Annotated in this window: 11 protein-coding genes; 7 read left to right on the top strand and 4 right to left on the bottom strand. The window is 68.7% G+C overall.

Annotated elements, in window-relative coordinates:
- Positions 1–6: 6 nt before the first annotated feature.
- The gene (locus tag AB0M88_RS34950) at positions 7–1266 is read right to left on the bottom strand and encodes an extracellular solute-binding protein (RefSeq protein WP_364110080.1); all 1260 of its coding nucleotides are present in this window, start codon (positions 1264–1266) and stop codon (positions 7–9) included.
- Between the two features lie 349 nt (positions 1267–1615).
- On the opposite strand from AB0M88_RS34950, the gene AB0M88_RS34945 reads away from it, so the two are divergent.
- Together AB0M88_RS34945 and AB0M88_RS34940 are read left to right on the top strand one after the other, a co-directional pair.
- The gene (locus tag AB0M88_RS34945) at positions 1616–2632 is read left to right on the top strand and encodes a LacI family DNA-binding transcriptional regulator (RefSeq protein WP_364110079.1); all 1017 of its coding nucleotides are present in this window, start codon (positions 1616–1618) and stop codon (positions 2630–2632) included.
- Positions 2633–2755: 123 nt separating this feature from the next.
- Positions 2756–4903 carry a CBM35 domain-containing protein gene (locus tag AB0M88_RS34940; RefSeq protein ID WP_364110078.1) on the top strand — a complete coding sequence of 716 codons (2148 nt, stop codon included), beginning with the start codon at positions 2756–2758 and terminating at the stop codon, positions 4901–4903.
- Here the strand turns inward: AB0M88_RS34940 and AB0M88_RS34935 are convergent.
- Both AB0M88_RS34935 and AB0M88_RS34930 read right to left on the bottom strand, forming a co-directional pair.
- Positions 4893–7172, bottom strand: coding sequence for an EAL domain-containing protein (locus AB0M88_RS34935; RefSeq protein WP_364110077.1), 2280 nt, complete (start codon positions 7170–7172; stop codon positions 4893–4895). The two genes, AB0M88_RS34940 and AB0M88_RS34935, sit on opposite strands and share 11 nt — an antisense overlap.
- A 6-nt stretch (positions 7173–7178) precedes the next feature.
- Positions 7179–8390: an FIST N-terminal domain-containing protein gene (locus AB0M88_RS34930; protein ID WP_364110076.1), complete on the bottom strand. Its 1212-nt coding sequence runs from the start codon at positions 8388–8390 to the stop codon at positions 7179–7181.
- Positions 8391–8719: 329 nt separating this feature from the next.
- Between AB0M88_RS34930 and AB0M88_RS34925 the strand changes: the two genes are divergently transcribed.
- The 5 genes from AB0M88_RS34925 (at position 8720) to AB0M88_RS34905 (ending at position 17893) form a co-directional block, all read left to right on the top strand.
- Positions 8720–10225 (top strand): arabinofuranosidase catalytic domain-containing protein, encoded by a 1506-nt coding sequence (locus tag AB0M88_RS34925; RefSeq protein WP_364110075.1) that lies wholly within the window; start codon positions 8720–8722, stop codon positions 10223–10225.
- Positions 10226–10314: 89 nt separating this feature from the next.
- The gene (locus AB0M88_RS34920) at positions 10315–11877 is read left to right on the top strand and encodes a sigma-70 family RNA polymerase sigma factor (protein WP_364110074.1); all 1563 of its coding nucleotides are present in this window, start codon (positions 10315–10317) and stop codon (positions 11875–11877) included.
- Between the two features lie 405 nt (positions 11878–12282).
- Positions 12283–13674 (top strand): ricin-type beta-trefoil lectin domain protein, encoded by a 1392-nt coding sequence (locus AB0M88_RS34915; protein ID WP_364110073.1) that lies wholly within the window; start codon positions 12283–12285, stop codon positions 13672–13674.
- A gap of 26 nt (positions 13675–13700) precedes the next feature.
- On the top strand, positions 13701–15500 hold the full coding sequence (locus AB0M88_RS34910) for a ricin-type beta-trefoil lectin domain protein (RefSeq protein WP_364110072.1): 1800 nt from the start codon (positions 13701–13703) through the stop codon (positions 15498–15500).
- Entirely contained in the window at positions 15497–17893 is a 2397-nt protein-coding gene (locus AB0M88_RS34905; RefSeq protein ID WP_364110071.1) for a ricin-type beta-trefoil lectin domain protein, read from the top strand. The genes AB0M88_RS34910 and AB0M88_RS34905 overlap by 4 nt, the downstream gene beginning before the upstream one ends.
- A 60-nt stretch (positions 17894–17953) precedes the next feature.
- Here AB0M88_RS34905 and AB0M88_RS34900 read toward each other — a convergent pair whose 3' ends face one another.
- Positions 17954–20806: an RICIN domain-containing protein gene (locus AB0M88_RS34900; RefSeq protein WP_364110070.1), complete on the bottom strand. Its 2853-nt coding sequence runs from the start codon at positions 20804–20806 to the stop codon at positions 17954–17956.
- Positions 20807–20884 lie beyond the last annotated feature (78 nt).

Below are 20884 nucleotides of genomic sequence, written 5' to 3'. Positions count from 1 at the left end.
ACCGGATCACTTGGTGGCGGACGCGGCCGTGGTCTGGGCGGCGGTCATCGCGGCCTGGGGTGACTTGGAACCACTCAGCGCCGCCTGCACCGCGCCCCACATCGGTTCGGAGATCCGGGGATATCTGGTCCCGAGGTTGTCGCCGGTGCGGCCCTTGGCGGCCTTGACCGCGTCGACCCACACCTTCAGCTCGGGGTCGGCCGCGACCTGCTTCTGCTGGACGGCATCGGTCGGCGCCACGTAGGACAGGGTGGTGTCGGTCGCGAGCAGGTTGTCGCTGCCGGTCAGGCAGCTGACGATCTTCGCCGAGGTGGTGTAGCGGGCGGTGTCGCTCTGTACGGGGACCGAGACGAACTCGCCGCCGGTCGGCGCGGGTGCGGTGCCGCCCGTGCTGGCCGGGATCGGTATCACGCCGTACTCGAAGCCGGTCTTCTTCGCGTTGGCCAGCTGCCAGGTGCCGTTCTCGGCGAAGGCGTAGTCGCCGGCGGCGAACTCCTGCCAGCTGGTGGTCTGGGTGTTGTTGATGACCGAGTTCGGGGCGTAGCCGTCCTTGAGCCAGCCCGTCCACAGCGCGAGCGCCGAGACGCCCTGGGCGGAGTCGAGCTGGGTCAGGTTCGCTCCTGAACCCCAGAACCAGGGCAGGAACTGGAAGCTGCCCTCTTCGGTGCCGATGCCGGAGAAGGTGATGCCCTTCTTGCCGGCGGCCTTCACCTTGGCCAGCGCGGCGGTCAGCGACGTCCAGTCCTTGATGCTCGACGGATCGACCTTGGCGGCGTCCAGGACCTTCTTGTTGTAGTACAGCGCGAGGGTGTTGGCGCCGATCGGTACGCCGTAGGTCTTGCCGCCGGTCTGGCCCGCTCCGAGCAGGTTGGGCAGCATGGCCGAGGTGTCGAGCTTGGTGTCGCCGGTGGTGGCCAGCGCGCCCGCCTCGGCCAGGGTGGAGATCACCGGGTTGTCCACGATCAGCACGTCCGGTGAGTTGTCCTGCTGCGCGGCGAGCAAGGCCTTGTTGGTCAGGTCCGAGGTGTCATAGCCGGTGCGCTTGACCGTCACGCCGGCGTCCGTGCCGCACTTGGTCAGCAGGCTGACCCACGGCGAGCTGTTGTCGAACTGCGGATACGGGTCCCAGATCTGGTACGCGCCGCCGGTGCCGCCCGAGGACCCGGAGCCGGACGAACCGGCGGAGCAGGCGGCCAAGGTGGTGGTCACGACGACGGCGGCCAACGCGGCGGCCGCGGCTCGCCGTCCCCGAGGATTGTTCTTCATGAGTTGAGCCCCTTCACCTATGGGGTGCGAACCGGTTCGACGAACCGGTTCGACGGCACAGTAGGGCCGTCTTCGAGGTGGGGTCAAGACAATGGCCTAGGAAGCGGCAATATTCGGTTCACACCGGCGAAGCAACGTTGACATATCCGCGAGCGCGGTTCTACGTTAGCAGCGAACCGATTCGACGCTGGTTCCGACGGCGCACTGGTTCCGACGGCGCTGGTTCCGACGGCGCTGGTTCCGACGGCGCTGGGCCCGAGGACGCTACGCCCGAAGGGCTGCCCGGACGGCTCGGTGCGTCATGATGTCCACGACGCGTGCTGGCCGCCCGCGGGCAAGGGGAGACGACATGAACATCGGCGAGATCGCCCGCCGGGCCGGGGTGTCGCGCAGCACCGTGTCGTACGCGCTCAGCGGCAAACGGCCGGTCACCGAGGAGACCCGGCGCCGGATCCAGGCGGTCATCGACGAGCTGGACTTCCGGCCCAACGCCGCCGCCCGCGCTCTGAAAGAGGGCCGGACCCGCACGATCGGCCTGGTCATCCCCCCGGCCAGCCTGCGCCTGACCGACATGCAACTCGGCTTCGTGGCCAGCGTCGTCGAGGCGGCCGCCCGCGCCGACCTGGATGTGCTGCTCTCACCGTCGGGCGGCGACCACGACCGCTCCTTCGAACGCATCACCTCGGGACGGCGCGTCGACGGCGTCATCCTGATGGAGATCCGGCTCGAGGACCAACGCGTCAGCCGGCTCCAGCAGGCCGGCTTGCCGTTCGTCACCATCGGACACACCGCCAACCCGGACGGCACCTGCTGGGTCGACATCGACTACGGCACCCTGATCGCCCGCTGCGTCCACCACCTGGCCGACCTCGGTCACCGCGACATCGCGCTGATCAACCGCTCACCGGAACTCGTCGCCGCCGGCTACGGACCGGCCCAGCGCGCCCTCGAAGGCTTCACCGAGGCCGCCACCCAGCGCAACCTGAACAGCCTCGCCCTGACCTGCGGCGATGACGCCGCCGCCGGCGAGGACTGCATCCAGCGGCTTCGCGAGGACCATCGCGAGATCACCGCCGCCGTCACCGTCAACGAAGCGGCCCTGCCCGGCATCCAGCGCGCCCTCGAACGGGCCGGGGTCCGCGTTCCCCGCGACTTCTCCCTCGCCGGCGTCGCCGCCCGGCACTGGGCCGAGGACTTCCGGCCTCCGTTGACCGCCGCCGACGTGCCCACCATCGAAATGGGCGGGCACGCCGTCGATCTGCTGCTCGAGCGCATCGCCGCGCCCGACGCGCCGTTACGCCATCTGCTGCTCGTCCCACCGATCTCGCTGCGCTCCAGCACCGGCCCCGTCCCGGCGGCCGGGTAGGCCCGCACCCCCGCACCCCTGCACCCAGCCCGACCCTCCCACACGCCTGGCCCACGGCAGGGCCCAGGCGCGTCGATCGTCCCTGCCCACCGATCTCCGTGCACGAACAGAGGTGATCACCCGATGACAACCAGATCGAAGGGCCGCCGCGCCACCCTGGCGGCCGCCATCATCGTGACGCTGGCCGTCCCGCTCGTCGCCGCGTCCGGGAATCCCGCCGCGGCAGACGACCCGGCCGCGAAGGCACTCAGCGTGAACCTCGCCGCGACCACCGGACCGGCCACCGGCGTAGGCGAAGGCTTCCTCTACGGCATCACCGAGGACGGCGGCCAGCCCGACGACCAGTACCTCAAACCGCTGCACGTCAACGCTTTCCGCGGCGGCGGGTGGTTCTCGGGCGGCTGGATCAAGGACAACTACACCTACGGCGACGCCACCAAGGCCGACATCACCTCGATCGTCGCCCAGGCGAAACGCCTGCAGAAGACCTCCGACCGTCCCGTGCAGTATCAGGTGCTGCTCAGCGACCTCTACGGGGCCAACGCCGGTGAACCGAGCAACACGGTCTGGCCCTGCGCCGACGGCGACTGCTCGAACTACATCACCTTCCTCGACACCACGATCACGGCGCTCAAGGCCTCCGGCGTGAACTTCGCCTTCGACATCTGGAACGAACCCGAGTTCTCCTTCTTCTGGGGGCCCGGCGTCAACACGCCCCAGTACTTCCAGATGTGGGACACCGCCTACCGCGAGATCCGCCGGCTCGCGCCCCGGGCCACCATCGCCGGGCCGTCGTTCGCCTACACCCCGCAGCGGATGCCCGCGGAATGGCAGACCTGGCTCGCCCACGTCAAGACGGCCCACACCGTGCCCGACATGATCAGCAACCACGACGAGGGCGACGTCGACGACCCCGTCACCGTCGGACAGGCCATCACCGACGACCTCACCGCCGCGGGACTGCCCAAGCTTCCGCTCTCGGCCAACGAGTACCAGCCCGCCGACCGGCAGACCGCCGGCGTGACCAGCTGGTACCTGGCGCGCTTCGCCCAGTCCCGCTACACCAACGCGATGCGCGGCAACTGGCAGTGCTGCATGATCCCCAACCTCACCGGGGTGCTGGGGCAGACCCCGAGTGGCTGGGCCCCCACCGGCAACTGGTGGGCCATGCGCACCTACGCCGATCTGACCGGCTCACTCGTCACGACCTCCGGACAGGTGGGCACCACCGCGATCTCCGCCGCCAAGGACCCACTTCACCGGCGTGCGGTCGCCGTGATCGGCGACTCCGACGGTTACACCGGGCCCGGCTCGGTCACCTTCACCGGACTGGCCACCACGCCGTGGCTGCTGCGCGGCGGCAAACTGCACGCCACGATCTATCGCATCCCCGACCGGACACCGCTCTACACGCCCGAGGTCGTCGCCAGCCAGACCCTCACGGTCACCCACGGCGCTGTGACCCTGCCGTTCACCTTCCAGGCCAGTCACGACGCGTACGCGGTCTATCTGTCCTGGACCGATCCGCAGACCGTGACGCTCCAGGCACCCGCCCAACTGAACGCCGGTACCACCTACGACGTTCCGGTCACCCTGACCAACAACAGCGGCGTCACCGACCTCGGCGTACGACTCGCCCTGAACGCCTCGGACACCTCGCGGTTGAAGGTCACGTGCGCGCGCGGCGGCGCCGCCACCTGTCCTCCCGTACCGGCCCTGCTGCCTGGCAGGAGTGCCACCGTCACCTACCGGGTCACGGCGACATCGCTCCTGCCGGAGGGCGGCTACCGGTTGACCGGCACCGCCACCGCCCTCTCGGCCGGCGGCACGATCAGCGCGCAGAACGCCGCCGACATTCTCGTTCCGTGCGGCACGGATGAGATCTGCGAAGCCGAAACCGGCGCCCTGGCCGGCGGCGCCTGCACCGCCACCGACCACCCCGGATACACCGGCACCGGTTTCGTCGCCTGCTTCACCGCACCCGGACCCGGCGTCACCCAGAACATCGCCGCACCCACCGCCGGCACCTACACCCTCGACCTGCGCTACGCCGCCGGACCCGACGGGCCCGCCGGAACCCGTACCGCGACCGTCTCGGTCAACGGAACCGCCCAGGGACAGGTCTCCCTGCCCTTGACCGGAAGCTGGAACACCTGGGCCGACGCCACCACCGCCGTTCAACTCGCCGCCGGTAGCAACGCGATCACCGTCTCCTACCGCAGCTCCGACACCGGCTGGTTCAACCTCGACCACCTCGAGGTCACGAAGTAGTCCCGGCGCCGGCCGCCGGCTCCAACGAGCCGGCGGCCGGCCCCGGCAGGACCAGGGCGGCCGCCGCGGCGTGGTCCAGAGGCTTGGCGAAGAGGTAGCCCTGGCCGAGCCGGCAGCCGCAGTCCAGCAACGCCCTCCGCTGGCGTTCCGATTCGACGCCCTCGGCGATCACGTTCCGCCGCACCGCGTGTCCCAACTGGACGATGGCGCGGGTCAGCTCCGAGCGGTCGCCGGGCCGGTCGAGGTCGTCGACGAATGACTTGTCAATCTTGATCGTGTCGATCGGAAACTCGCGCAGCGCCAGCAGCGACGAATACCCGGTTCCGAAGTCGTCGATGGCGAGTCCCACGCCCAGATCCTTGAACCGGTGCAACTGATGGCAGACCTGCTTGAGATCAAGCGCCGGATACGATTCGGTTATCTCCAGGACCAGCCGCGATGCACCCAGCCCGGTCTCGCGCAACACCTCGGCCACCAACTCCACCGTGTCGCCTCGCAGCTGCAGGATCGAGACGTTGACGTGGACGGTCAGCTCCGGGAGCCCAGCGAGTGCGCGCCGCTGATTCCACGCGGAGGTGGAGCGGCAGGCTTCGCGCAACACCCGGTGACCGATCGGAATGATCAGCTCGGTCTCCTCGGCCGCCGGGATGAACTCCATCGGAGCGACCATCCCGCGCGTCGGGTGCCGCCAGCGAACCAGCGCCTCCAGCCCGGTCGGCTCGCCGTCGGCCAGGGTGCAGATCGGCTGGTAATGAACGACGAGTTCGTCGCGTTCCAGTGCCCGGCGAAGATCCGTCGCGAGGTTCAGGGTCTTCTCGAAGGCTTCCTGCATCGCCGGCCGGAAGACCTCGTACCGCCCCTTGCCGGTGCGCTTGGCGTGGTACATCGCGAGGTCGGCGTCACGGATGAGCGCGTCGGCGTCCGGAGAGGCGGGCGTGCTGAAGGTGACGCCCACGCTCGCACCGATGAAGACATCCTGCCCGGTCAGGTCGAACGGCCGGCTGACCTGGTCGAGGACCCGATCGGCGACGGCGATCACCTCGTCGTCGGTCTCGAAACCGGCCAACAGGACCGCGAACTCGTCACCGCCGACCCGGCCCACGGTGTCCGTGGCGCGGACACAGGCCCGCAACCGGGCACCGACCTCGGCCAGCACCGCATCGCCGGCGGCATGGCCGAGCGAATCGTTGACGAGCTTGAATCCGTCCAGGTCGACGAACAACAGGCCGAGCCGGTCGCCCGCATGGCTCGCGACGGACAGGCCACGTTGCAGCTGCTCCATGAACGGGCTGCGGCTCACGAGCCCGGTGATCAGGTCGTGGCTGGCCTTGTTGAGCGCCTGGAACGTCTTCGCGTCGGTGACCGCGAGGCTGGCGTGCTCGGCGAAGGCGTGCAGGATGTCGTGGTCCCGCTTCTCGTACACGCGGTCGAGGCCGTGCGCCGTCACCGCGAGGGCACCGACGACCGTACCGCTGTCGTGGACCGGCACCGCCATGCTGACCTCACCCGGGTCGGCGACCGTCGACAGGTTGTCGTCGACGATGGCCCGGCCCGCGGTCCCGGCCTCCGCCACCGTGGTGCGCGACGGCTGCCGGACGACCTGCTCCGGCAGTCCGGTCTCCGAGGTCATCACCAGCATGGCCGGCTCGTCGCTGTCGAGCAGCCACAGCGCCACGCCGTCCTCGCCCAGCATCTCGTGGGCACCGGCGGTGATCATGTTGAGGACCCGCGACAGCGGTGCCCGGCGGGCGATGGCGCGCTGGATTCCGGACAGGTGCTCCAGCAGGCGCTGGCGCTCGCTCAGCGAATCGACGAGCTCGCTGTTGCGTGCCGCCTGGCTGCGCTCGGCGGCCAGGCTCTTCAACATATGGACGTGCAATTCCAGCACCCGTGCCATGCCGCGTACGAGGCTTGCCTCTTCGACCGTGAAGCCACCCGCGCCGCCGCGCGCCACCACCAGATATTCGGCCGGCCCGCTGGCACTCGGCGCGAAGATCGCCGGGCACGCGCCACAGCCCGGCACCTCGACCGTGGCCCGCTCACCGGAAACGACCGCCAGCAGGTCACCCACCGGTGCCTGACCCGCCGGGAACCCGACCGCGGCCGCTATCGCATCGCCGCGTAACACCGCGACCATCTCGGCGTCCAGAGCGCGCGCGGCGCGCATGGTGGCGGTGCGGTACGTGTTCGGCACGTCGGAGACCTCCGACAGCGCGCCGAGGAATTCGGCTAGTTGCTGTACGACCAGGGCGGCGGCGATGTCGTACATCTGAGATCAGCCGACAGCCAGTACGACGAGGGACTGGTGGTGCAGTCCGTTGACGCCCCGGGTCCGGGCGATCTCACCCCACGTGTAGAAACCGATGAACGGCCGGTCGTCTGCCTGCTGAACCATGCGGCCGACCTCCTCGGCCACCCGGTCGCCGGTGGGGGTCTGGCTCAGGATGTCCTGCCGGACCCCGCAGTCGAAGGCGAGGAAGCCCAGCGCCGGCCGGCCTCCCAGTGCATCGACGGCGGCCGGCCAGGCGCTGTCGACCGCCTCGATGGTGCTCTCCGCGTCCGATTCCAGCGGCCAGACCACGCCACCCTCCGGGACGTCGCCGACACACACCAGCGAACCCTCGTCGAGGTCGGCGTGCTCGGTGACGAAGCGGACCTCCTCCGTCGCGCGCCGCAGCACGCACAGTGGACGCAACCTGGAGAACGCGACGAACGCCGTCTTGTCGTGGTAGGCCTCGGCCGGCGCGCCCAACCGGTCCAGGTAGGCGTGCAGCGCCGGTCGGTTGTCGAGGGTGTAGATGCGACCGTCGCGGCTGCGGGTCACCACCATGGGCTCCCCGACCTCGCGGAAACCGTGCCGCATCGCCACTCCCAGCGGCCCGTCGGATGTGATCGCCGCGGCCACGACGGCGTCGGTGAGAACTTCGCCATCGTACAGATGAAAGGTGTTGGCAGTGGCGCCGTCGGCGAGAAGGGCCGTGCCCGCGGCGCCGCCGGCAAGGGCCACGCCGGCGCCCAGCATCTCGTAGACCCCGCCGATGATGTCGTCCTGGTCCTCGACCAGGCCGTCGGTCAACAGCAGCATCAGCTGGTTCGTGCCGTCCATCCCGGCGAAGGCCGAGCGGGCCACCTCGATGCCGCCTTCGCGTGCTGCCGTCCGGGTTCCGGTCGCGGCGCTGGTCCGTACGGTGAAACCGGAGCCGCCGAACGCGGCGATCGTCACCAGGCCGGTGGCGGGGCCCTCGGCGCTTATCTCGGCGCCGGAGGAACAGCCGATCAGCGGGATCCCGGCGGCAACCTCCGCGATGCCGGCGAGCACCGCGTGCGGATCCAGACGGATCGAGCAGAACACCACCAGCAGCCGGGGATCCGGGCCCGTGAGCGCTCGGGACGCCGCCGCCACCCCGGCCCGGTGCGGATCGGTCTCCGAGCTGACCCCGACGTCGAACCAGCGGGTGCTCTGCGCTGCACAGGCGACGTCTTCCATCAGCCGTCGATCGAAACGTACGCGACCAGGCCTGTCAACGGTATGCGATCCCGCGGAACCGGACGGCGCCGTCGATGGACTCCGCGGGCCGTGCTGACGTAACAATTATCGGCCTTCCAATGTGGTGAAATTAGCCACCAGTTTGTTAGCGCTCACGGCTGGCTCTTCGAAATGTGCCGTCGGCCGATACACGGGCAATTCTGGCTGCTCCTGCCATTGGCCGAGGTCTTCCTTGACGGCAAAGTTGTGAACGTTATCATCAGTTTTTAACACGGCTTGGCATGCAGCACTGTCAATCTCCGTACCCCTTCGAGCCTTGAGGAATCGCCATGGCTGTTCTGCACCATCGGCGCGACCGGCGCAGCGGGCTCCGTGCCCCGGCCGCGTTCGCCGTCGCCCTGCTCGCCGCCGGCGCGGCGCTGCTGATCCCGGCTGCCGCCGCGGCCGCGGCGACGGTGGGCACGCCCACGGCGATCGTGGGCGGTCAATCCGGACGGTGCCTCGACGTCTCGGGCGCCAGCACCGCCAACGGGGCGCAGGCAGAGCTGTGGGACTGCAACGGCCAGGCCAACCAGTCGTGGACGTACACCTCAGGCAAGCAGCTCATGGTCTACGGCAACAAATGCCTGGACGCCAACGGCCGCGGCACCACCAACGGCACCTCGGTGATCATCTGGGACTGCAACGGGCAGACCAACCAGCAGTGGAACGTCAATACCGACGGCACGGTGACCGGGGTGCAGTCCGGTCTCTGTCTCGACGCCAGTGCCAACGGCACCGCCAACGGCACGAAGGTGCAGCTCTGGCAGTGCCTCGGCGCGAGCAACCAGAAGTGGTCGCAGTCGGGAACCACGACACCCCCACCGTCCGGATCCGGACCGTGCGACATCTACGCCGCCGGCGGCACACCCTGCGTCGCCGCGCACAGCACGACCCGGGCGTTGTTCGCCTCCTACGGCGGCAACCTGTACCAGGTCCGGCGTTCCTCGGACAACGCGACTCGCGAGATCGGCGTACTGGCGGCCGGCGGCGTTGCCAACGCGGCCGCCCAGGACTCCTTCTGCGCCAACACCACGTGCGCAGTGACCGTCGTCTATGACCAGTCGGGACACGGCAACGACTTGTGGTACCAGGGCTCCGCGGCCGTGCCCGGGTCGGTACAGAGCAGCCCGGCCAAGGCGACCAGCGAGTCGTTGACCGTCGGCGGCGGCAAGGCCTACTCCCTCTACATCAATCCCGGCAACAGCTACTGGCGCGATGGGCATCTGACCGGTGTGCCGACCGGCACCGCGCCCGAAGGCATCTACATGGTCACCTCCGGCAAACACGTCAACAGCGGCTGCTGCTTCGACTACGGCAACAGCGAGACCACCCGCAAGGCGGATGCCGCCGGCGCCATGGACGCGATCAACTTCGGCACCCAGTGCTGGTTCGGTGGCTGTAGTGGCACCGGCCCGTGGGTGCAGGCCGATCTGGAGTGGGGTCTCTACCCGGGTGGCAGCCAGACCTGGAATCCCGGCCAGCGCGCCTTCGGCAGCAAGTTCGTGACCGCGACCCTGAAGAACAACGGCACGTCGCGGTTCGCCATGAAGGGCAGCGATGCGCAGTCGGGCAGCCTCTACACGCTGTGGGACGGCAGCCTGCCCAGCGGGTACAGCCCGATGAAGAAGCAGGGCGCGATCGTGCTCGGCAGCGGGGGCGACTGCTGCAAGCCGGGTGGTGGCGCCAACCTCAGCGCCGGCACATTCTACGAAGGCGCCGTCGTCGCGGGCTACCCGTCGGACGCCACCGAGAACGCCGTTCAAGCGAACGTCGTCGCCGCCGGATACCGCTGAGTCGGGACCCGGCATGGGGCGTGGATCATCTCGGTGATGGTCCACGCCCGTGGCGCCGGAGAAATCAACCTTTACAACGGTGATGTGAGATGCGAGTTGTAGGCACGATCGAGGCGAGCCTGGTAGTCGCGGCTCAGACGGGCGACCGCCGTGCCCTTGACGACCTTGTCGCGGCCAGCCTGCCGCTGGTCTACAGCATCGTGCGGCGGGCGATGGACGGGCAGGCCGACGCCGACGACGTCGTGCAGGACATCATGGTGCGAGCTCTGCGCCAGTTGCCGATGTTGCGCCAGGTGGAGAGCTTCCGTTCCTGGCTCGTAACCATCGCCGTGCACCAGATCAGCACCCATCTGCACCGCCGGGCGGCGGGTGAGCGGCGAGCCGCCTCGCTGGACGAAGCGGCCGGGATGCCGGACCTGGCCGCGGAGTTCGAGGACGTCACCGTGCTCGAGGTGGAGCTGTCGGCCCAGCGCCGCCAGGTCCTGAAGGCGGGGCGATGGTTGGACCCGGACCATCGGGTAGTGCTGTCACTGTGGTTGCTGGAGCGCGCGGGGGAGTTGTCCCGTACCGAAGTCGCGGCGGCCCTCGGGGCCGGAGTCGCCCACGCGGGCGTCCGGATCCAGCGGATGCGTGAGCAGCTCGACCTGAGCCGGGAGATCGTCGCCGCGCTGGACGCCCGGCCGAGGTGTGACGGGCTCGCAGCGGCAGTCGCGGAGTGGGACGGCGTCCCGATCCCGTTGTGGCGGAAGCGTCTGGGCCGGCATGTCCGGTCCTGCGACATCTGCGGGCGTCCGGCGCACGACATGATCCCGGTGGAGCGCCTGCTTCCCGCGTTCGCCCTTCTGGCGGTTCCGGTCGGGCTGGCCGCCGCGGTGGCGGGCAAAACCGTGGTGACCACGGCCGCGTTGGCGAGCGCGTCCGGTGCGACCGGCGGCGTCGGCATCAAGGCCGGGATCCTGAGCCAGTTCGTGCAGTCGATCGTCGCGCATCCCGTCGCGGCGACGATCGCGGCCGGTGCCCTGGCGGCGGGCACCGCGGTGACGGTCACCCATCTACCGGGGACAGCGGCACCGTCGCCTACGGTCAACGCGGCGCCCGCGCTCGCCCGGCCGGAACATGCGACGACGTCGCCGGCACCGCGGGCCTCCGCCACCAACCGGACGCCCGCGACCATCGCCACCACCAGACCCCCGGCGACCGCGATCGTCTCGCTGCGCCCGGGGCAGCCGATGTCGCTGGAATCCGCCGATGAGCCGGGGCTGTTCGTCACGACCGCCGACGATCTCGGCGTCCTGACACCGATCCAGGCCGGCAGTGCGCTTGCCGTTCGGCGCCCGGCGACCTTCACGGCAATCGCGGGTCTCGCCAAGCCGGGCTGCTTTTCGTTCCGCACCGAGAACGACCGGTATCTGCGGCACGCCTCGTGGCGCTTCCGCCTCGATCCCGACCAGGGAACGCCCTTGTTCCGTAGCGACGCCACCTTCTGCGTCAAGGACGGCGCGGAGGCCGGCTCCATCATGCTGGAAGCGTCCAACTACCCGGGCTGGTTCCTGCACCGCCGGGGCCGCGAGCTGTGGGTGGACCAGGTGCAGGACGACGCCGCATTCCGGACCGCAAGCTCGTTCCGGGTCCGTCCAGCCCTGGCGAAGTAGCGACCGGCCGACCGCCGCCCGGCGTCTGCTGAGACACCCTCATCTATCGAACCGATTCGCTCACGGAGGTTTCAGACCCGAAATTTCTGGCTGGCGGCGCCGCTGGACAGAGGAGATCGGTGCGACGTGCGGATCTCACCGGCTCGCCGCCGGCGCCTGCCCGGGTACGGACGTGGACGCAGATCTTCGCAGCTAAAGGGCGTCTTTTGCGGGTCGTCAGGGCGGTGCAACGCATCGGCAGCCATCACTTGACTTTCGTCACACGTACGACCTATGTTGCAGGCGTATTAACGGGCATCGCTGTCGAACCGGTTCTCAACTGCTGCCGCACACCGCTTCCTCGGTGCCCCGGCCGAGACTCGCGTGACCGACGTCGCTCGCGCCCCTTGCTGTCATTCAGGAGGCATGATGGTCAAAACGCACTCACGTTTGCTGCGCGCGTTCGCCGCGACGACCGCCGTCGCATTGGCGTTGCTGGTCGCGCCCCGCGCGGCGCAAGCAGCCACCGCGACGGTCGTCCCGGGCACCATGTGGACCGACACGGCCGGCAACCGGCTGCAGGCGCACGGGGCCGGCATCTTCACCGGGGGCTCCACCTATTACATGGTGGGCGAGGACAAGGTCGCCGGTTCCACCTTCACGGCGGTGGCATGCTACTCATCCACTGATCTGGTGCACTGGACCAGACAAGCCAACGCACTGTCCAGACAGGCCAGTGGCGACCTCGGGCCCGGACGGATCGTGGAACGGCCCAAGGTGATCTACAACAGCACCACCGGCAAGTACGTGATGTGGATGCACATCGACAACACCTCGTACAGCGACCAGCGCGCCGGTGTCGCGACCAGCGACACGCCCTGCGGGCCGTACACCTATCTCGGCGCGACCCGGCCGCTCGGCCACCCGAGCCGGGATCTCGGGCTGTTCAAGGACGACGACGGCACCGCTTACATGATTCACGAGGACCCGGCCGCCGGCATGCGGATCGAACGCCTGGCCGCCGACTACACCAGCGCACAGAGCACCGTCGCCACCTTTCCTTCGTTGGAGGCTCCGGCCATGGCGAAGGTGGGTGGTCGTTACTTCCTGCTCACCTCGCACCTGACCGGCTGGGGCACCAACGACAACGTCTACGCCACGGCCACCTCGCCGGCCGGCCCGTGGAGCGCGTTCACGAACTTCGCGCCCTCCGGAACGCGCACCTACGACTCGCAGACGTCGTTCCTGCTGCCGATCAGTGGCAGCGCCGGAACCAACTACGTCTATGTCGGCGACCGCTGGAACTCCGGTGATCTGTACTCGTCGCTGCCGGTCTGGCTGCCCATCACGCTGACCAGCACCGGCACCGCGGCCATGAGCTGGTTCCCGTCCTGGGGGCTCGACACCGCGACCGGAGGCATCACGCTGCCCGCCTATTCCCGGCTCACCGGCAACCAGTCCGGCCGGTGCCTGGACATCACCGGAGGCGTCTCGACGAACGGCACGGCCGCCGAGCTCTGGGATTGCAACGGCGGCGCCGGGCAGCGCTTCGCGCCGGACTCCGCCGGCGAGCTTCGCGTCTTCGGCAACAAGTGCCTGCAGGCGCGTGCACAAGGCACGGCCGCCGGCACGGCCGTGGAAATCGGGGACTGCGGCGGAGGCAACCACCAGAAGTGGATGTTGTCGTCCGACGGCACCGTCGTCGGCGTGCAATCCCGGCTCTGCCTGGACGCCAACGGAAACGCCACCGCGAACGGCACCAAGGTCCAGCTCTGGACGTGCAACGGAGGCACCAACCAGAAGTGGACTCGACAATGATCATCGACTCGCCACCGGAGACATCGATGCAACAGAGAAGAAAGCTCGGCCGGCTCGCCGCACGAGCCTCGATCGCGATCGGCATGGTCCTGGCGGCCGCCGTCCCGCTCACCGTCGCGGGGGAGAGCCAGGCGGCCACCAACGAGGCCCTGAGCGTCGACCTGGCCTCCAGCCGGGGAACCTCCACGCTGGTCGGCGAGGGCGTCCTGTACGGGATCAACCAGGACGCCACGCTGCCGGCGGACCAGTTCATCCAGCCGTTGAAAATCAACGCTTTCCGGGGTGGCGGCTGGTTCTCCGGCGGCTGGATCAAGGACAACTACCAGTTCGGCTCCGCCACCCAGGCCGATATCACCTCGATCGTCGCTCAGGCCCGGCGGTTGAATCAGGTCGGAAACCATCCCCAGTACCAGGTGCTGCTCAGCGACCTGTACGGGCTCAACGCCGGCCAGCCCTCGAACACCGTCTACCCCTGTGACAACGGCAACTGCTCCAATTGGGCGACGTTCATCGACTCCACCGTCAGCGCCCTGCAAGCGACCGGACTGCCGTTCGCCTACGACATCGACAACGAACCCGACATCTCCGTTTTCTGGAAGGCCGGTGTGAACAGCACCCAGTACTTCCAGATGTGGGACACCGCGTACCGGGAACTCCGCAAGGTGGCGCCGGGCGCGCAGATCGTCGGCCCGTCGTTCGCGTACACCCCGCAGAGCCGGCCGGCGCAGTGGAGCACGTTCCTGAACCACGTCAAGTCCGCCGGAACCGTACCGGACTGGATCACCAACCACGATGAGGGCGACGTCGACGACCCGGTCACGGTGTCGCAGGCCCTCAACAGCCAGCTGTCGGCCGCCGGAATCTCGGCCCGGCCGTTGTCGGCCAACGAGTATCAGCCCGCCGACCGGCAGACGGCCGGTGTCACCGCGTGGTACCTCGCCCGGTTCGCGCAGTCCGGCTACAGCAACGCGATGCGGGGCAACTGGGTGTGCTGCATGACCCCCAACCTCACCGGCATCCTGACCCAGAGCAATGGCAACTGGACCACCAGCGGCAACTGGTGGGCGATGCGCGCCTACGCCGACATGACCGGCACCCTGGTCAACACCTCCGGCCAGGTCGGCAGCACCGCGATCTCCGCCTCCATCGACAGCACCAACCGCCGGGCCGTGGCCGTCATCGGCGACAGCAACGGATACACCGGCAGCGCGACGGTCACCTTCAACGGGGTCTCGTCCAACACCTGGCTGGCCGGGGGCGGCAGCGTCAACGTGATGGTCGAGCGCATCCCGGACCAGGCAGCACTCAGTGCACCGCAGGTGGTTCTCAACCAGACGATGACCCTCTCCGGCGGCGCCGTCAACGTGCCGATCACCTTCCAGGCATCGCATGACGCCTTCGCGGTCTACCTGACGCCCGCCTCCTCCGGCGGTCAGCCGGGGGCGGAGCTCGTCGGCGGCCAGTCCGGCCGATGCGCCGACGTGCCCAACAGCAGCACCACCAACGGTACGCAGATCCAGCTGTACGACTGCTCGGGCGGGTCGAATCAGCGCTGGACCAGCACCTCCAGCAAGCAACTGCAGGTGTACGGCAGCAAATGTCTCGACGCCAGCGGGGCCGGCACGACCAACGGCACCGCGGCGATCATCTGGGACTGCAACGGGCAGACCAACCAGCAGTGGAATCTCAATGCGAACGGCACGATCACCGGCGTGCAGTCGGGCCTGTGCCTGGACGCCAACGCCGCCGGGACGGCCAACGGCACGAAGCTGATCCTCTGGGCCTGCAACGGCGGGGCCAATCAGAAGTGGAGCACGCGCTCATGAAGCTACGTAAGGCGTTCGCGGCGTTCGGAGCCGCTGTCCTCGCCACCACCGGCCTGGTTGCCGCGACCGCCGGCCCATCGCAGGCCGCAAGCTCGATCACCATCAACGGCAATTCCGGCGGCCAGACCTTCGACGGGGTCGGCGCGGTCAGCGGTGGCGGCGGCAACAGCCGTCTGCTGATCGACTACCCGGAGCCCCAGCGCACTCAGATCCTGGACTACCTGTTCAAGCCCGGCTACGGCGCCGCGCTGCAGGTTCTCAAGGTCGAGATCGGCGGTGACACCAACTCGACCAGCGGCGCCGAACCCAGCCACGAGCACGTTCGCGGTGACCTGAACTGCAACCGCGGCTACGAGTGGTGGATCATGGAGCAGGCCAAGGCGCGTAATCCCAATATCAAGTTGGCGGCACTGGCCTGGGGCGCGCCTGGCTGGCTGGGCAACGGCAACTTCATGTCGACCGACACCGTCAACTACATGATCGACTGGATGAACTGCGCCAAGCAGCACAACCTGACGATCGACTACCTCACCGCCGCCCAGAACGAGAAACGAACCGACGCGAACTGGACGATCAGTCTTCGTAGCGCGCTCAACGCCAACGGGTACTCGGCCGTGAAGATCATCTTCGGGGACGACTACCCGGGGAGCTGGAACCCGGCGAACACGGTGGCGAGCAACGCGACCCTGCGTGGCGTGGTCGACGTCATCGGCGGTCACTACCCGTGCGGCTACCTCAGCGCCGAGTCCACCTGCACCGTCTCGTCCACCGCGACCGGCACCGGAAAGACGTTGTGGGCCAGCGAGAACGGGTCGCAGGACTACAACGACGGCGCCAAGCCGCTCGCCCGCGGAATCAACCGGGGCTACATCGACGGCCGGATGACCGCCTACCTCAACTGGGACCTGATCGCGGCGGTCACCCCGAACGTGCCGTGGTCCACCGTCGGCCTGATGCTGGCCAACCAGCCGTGGTCGGGCTGGTACAGCGTGGGCAAGGAGGCCTGGACGGTCGCCCAGACCACCCAGTTCACGTCGCCCGGCTGGAAGTACCTGGACTCCTCCAGTGGCTACATCGGTGGCAACCGCGGCAACGGCAGCTACGTCTCGCTGCGTTCCCCCAGCACCTCCGACTACAGCACGGTCATCGAGACCATGGACGCCACCGCCGCCCAGACCCTGAACTTCGCGGTCACCGGCGGGCTGTCGACCGGCCAGGTGCACGTCTGGGCCACGAACCTCAACTCCAGCAATGCGGCCGACTACCTGGCCCACACCACGGACATCACGCCCTCCGGCGGCGGTTTCAGCCTGACCGTTCAGCCCGGGTACGTCTACACCGTCACCACGACGACCGGCCAGGGCAAGGGCACCGCCACCGCGCCGGCCCAGGGGTCGCTGAGCCTGCCGTACAGCGACAACTTCGACCAGTACGCCGCGGGCAAGGAAGCCAAGTACCTGATGGACATGCAGGGGTCGTTCGAGGCCGTCTCGTGCGGCGGCGGCCGGTCCGGCATGTGCGTGCGGCAGGAGACCACGCAGGAGCCGATCGTCTGGAAGACGGCCGCCGACCCGTACGCCGTGCTGGGCAACGTGAACTGGAACAACTACACCGTCTCGTCCGACGTTCTGCTCGAACAGGCCGGTTACGCCGAGCTGCTCGGCCGGGCCGGCTCCCAGAACACCACCGACACCAACGGCCAGAATGCCTACTATCTGCGGGTCAGCGACACCGGTGCCTGGTCGATCCTGCGCAACAACACCAGCGCCCAGATGACCACGTTGCGCAGCGGCAGCACCACCGCACCGGGGACCGGCCGGTGGCATACCCTGGCCCTCGGCTTCTCCGGCAGCACCATCACCGCGGTCATCGACGGCACGACGGTCGGCTCGGTCACCGACAGCACCTTCGGCGCCGGGCAGGTGGGCATCGGAACCGGCCGGAGCGAGACCGCCCAGTTCGACAACCTCAAGGTCGTCGCCGGCTCCGGTGGCGGTTCGAGCGGATCCACGTCCGCCCTCCGGAACGTCGGTGCCAATCGATGCCTCGACGTGCCGAACGCCTCCCAGACCAACGGCACCCAGACGGCGCTGTGGGACTGCAACGGCGGCACCAACCAGCAGTTCACGCTGACCTCCGCCAATCAGCTCCAGGTGTACGGCAACAAGTGCCTGGACGCGACCGGGCAGGGCACGGCGAACGGCACGGCGGTCGTGATCTGGGACTGCAACGGGCAGGCCAATCAGCAATGGACCGTCAACTCGGACGGCACGATCACCGGGGTGCAGTCCCATCTCTGCCTCGATGCGGCGGGGAACGGCACCGCGAACGGAACGCTGATCGATCTATGGGCCTGCAACGGTGGCAACAACCAGAAGTGGTCCCGTAGCTGACAGATAGACCTCCGGCCCGGGTTCTAACACACCGGGCCCGGAGCTTTTAAGGGGTGCCGGTCACCGGGTCCACTTCTGGTTGCTTCCGCCGTTACAGGTCCACAACTCGACGAGCGTTCCGTTCGCCGTCCCGTTGCCGGTCGCGTCGAGGCACAGATGCGACTGGGTTCCGACGATCGTGCCGTCGGAGTTCAGGGTCCACTGCTGGTTGGCCTGCCCGTTGCAGTCCCAGATGGCGACTGCGGTGCCGTTGGTGGTGCCCTGCCCGGACGCGTCCAGGCACTTGGTGCCATAGACCTGGAGCTGATTGGCGGAGGTCAGCGTCCATTGCTGGTTGGTGCCGCCGTTGCAGTCCCATAGCGCCGTCTGGGTGCCGTTGGTCTGCGAGGAGTTCGGCACGTCCAGGCAGCGGCCGGCACTGACGTTACGCAGCGCCGAGCCGGTGCCGCCGGTGCCGCCACCGCCGCTCAGGCCGATGGTGGCGTTGCCCAACGACCGGCTGGTCCGCGCCGCGACGCCGGTGACCTGAGCGAACGGCAGCGACGCGGTCGGCGCCGACGGCTTCTGCACCAGGTAGGTGGCGCCGGCGGTCACCGGCACGCTGAGCGTCGAGGCGGTGGTCGGGGAGACCACCACGGCGCCGGTCGAGCCGTTGACCACCTCGGCCTGCTGGCCCGCCCACGGGTTGCGTACGGTCATCGTCTGCGTGCTCCCGGCCTCGATCGCGGCCGTGGCCAGGGTGCCGCCCTCGACCTGAACGTCGACCTTCGACCCGCCCTGGACGTACACCGTGCCGGACACGTCCCAGCCCGCCGGCCAGGCCGGCGCGAAGCGCAGCGTGCCGTCGTAGTCGGTGGCCAGCGCCTCGTCCAGGGTGGCGGCGACGTTGGAGACGTGCTCGATGTACGGCTCGTCCAGCGTTCCCGCGCTCCACGCGGCCAGGCCGGACGGGTACTGCTGGTAGGTCTTGGTGCTGTTCACCAGGTCGGTGGCGACCTCGGAGGAGAGGTCGAGGCGGGCGGCCTGGATCGAGTCGTACGTCCAGTCCGGGGTGTTGACGTACTGCCGATGGCTGTACGTACGTTGCGCCAGCGCGGTGAGGTTGTCGCCGTTGACCACGGTGTTGTCACCGATCACGCCGTACGGCCACACCGGCTCCAGCCCGAGGTTCTCGGTGTTGTGGATCGCCGCCGTCGGCTGGTACGAGTTGCCGATGACGTCGGTGCCGGACGCGTCCGCGGAGGGGCCGAGCAGCTGGCTGTGAGTCGCCTGGTCGGTTCGGGCGTACGGCCGGATCTGCCCGAGTGCGGTGTGCAGCCGGGAGACCAGCGAGGAGTCGGTGTTGAGCAGCGTCGCCGCGCTCGCGGTGGCGGAGAACAGCGCCTGGTCGGCGGCGATGTCGGTGGTCGGATCCTGCACCGCCCACTGTGTCTCGTGCGCGTTGTCGACCGAGTGCAGATAGCCGTCCGAGCCGGCCGACTGCCAGGCCAGCAGGAACGTCGCGGTCTGCTGGAGGAGCGGGTAGTACTTCTGCAGGAAGCTCAGGCTGCCGGTGTCACGGTACTGCTGCCAGATCCACAGCGCGATCTCCGCGCCGCTGGTGATGGTTTCGGCGTTGAAGCTGGGGCTGGAGGCCACGGCGCACGAGGCGTTCGCGGTGATGCCGCCGCCGTTGTAGTAGCCGTTGCCGTTGAACCGCATGGTCTCCGGCACGCACGCGCCGGCTTTGCCGTTCATGTTCGCGGTGGTCCACGACTCGATCGCCGGCAGGTCGTTGAGGTACATGTCGAAGATCGGCAGGTTCAGCCCGAAGTTGCCCGAGGCCTGGTTGGCCGAGATCTGTCCGCGGAGGTTCCACAGCCAGTACCCGGCCGGGTACCAGGCCTGATGGTCCTGGTTGAAGTTGTAGAGGTCGGCGAGGCCCGCCTGGCTGCCCGGGTACTGGCCGCTGTGCATGATGCCGGCCTCGAAGTACAGGTAGAGCGTGTTCAGGTTCTCCATGTACTGGGCGGTTCCGTCCGCGGAACTGGCCTCGATCAGGCCGCTGCCGGACCAGTACCGGTTCCACCACGTCGACTGGGTCGCCAGCAGGCCGGATGTCGCCGCGGTGGTGTCGCCGGCGATCAGGGCGGAGGCGGTGGACACGGCGTTGCCGCCGGTCCACGAGGGTGAGGCGACGACGATCCGGTACGAGCCGTTGCTGTCCGGGTTGACGCCGACCTGTACCTGCGTGGAGTTGACCACCGAGGCGGTGACGTTCTGCCCGCCCGCGGTGATCGCCGCCATCGCGCCGAACGTCTGGTTCGAATGGCCGGTCTGCGAGTTGTCGGACCAGGACTGGGCCAGCGCGCCGACCGCACCCGAGGCCGAGGCCGCGGGGGAGCGGCCGCTCCACAGGTTCAGGTTCGCGACCACCCGGTTGGCGGGGTTCGCCCCGGTCACGTCGACGATCAGTTCGTCCTTGCCCGCCGGCACCCAGGCCTGCAGGGTCATGCCGCCGCCGGATTCGTGCAGGACACCGTTGTACAGGTCCAGGTAGCCGGCGAAATTCGAGGCCGAGGTCATCGCCGACAGGCCACCGATGGTCACCTGGCCGGGCGACAGCCGGTTGGGCATGGTGTCGCTGCGGTTGAGCTGGGCGGTGAAGCCGTTCGCGGCCCATGCGGCGACGCCCAGTGAGCCGTTACCCAACGGCAGGAACTGCGTCGCTGAGGTGTTGGGCCGGCCGAGCACCACATTGGAGCGGGAGACGATCCCGCCTACGTTCCTCGAGAACGATCCGTTCTGCCAGGCGGTCGTCACGGTGGCCGCGTTCGCCGGCGTGCCGGAACCGATGGACACCGCTAATGCTGGGGCGAGGGAGACAACGGCTGCGGCGGCACTGAACCGCAGCAGCATCGAACGACGGGACACGATTCCTCCTGAATGCGCAGCGGTCCCGAAGATGCGGCACCGCCGCCGGATTGATGGAGATCCACCCGATTCCGGGCA

The organism is Actinoplanes sp. NPDC051411 (genome assembly GCF_040682075.1).
Lineage (GTDB): Bacteria > Actinomycetota > Actinomycetes > Mycobacteriales > Micromonosporaceae > Actinoplanes.
Note: the sequence above shows the minus strand (reverse complement) of the source record. Positions and strands in the feature narration are given on the sequence as shown.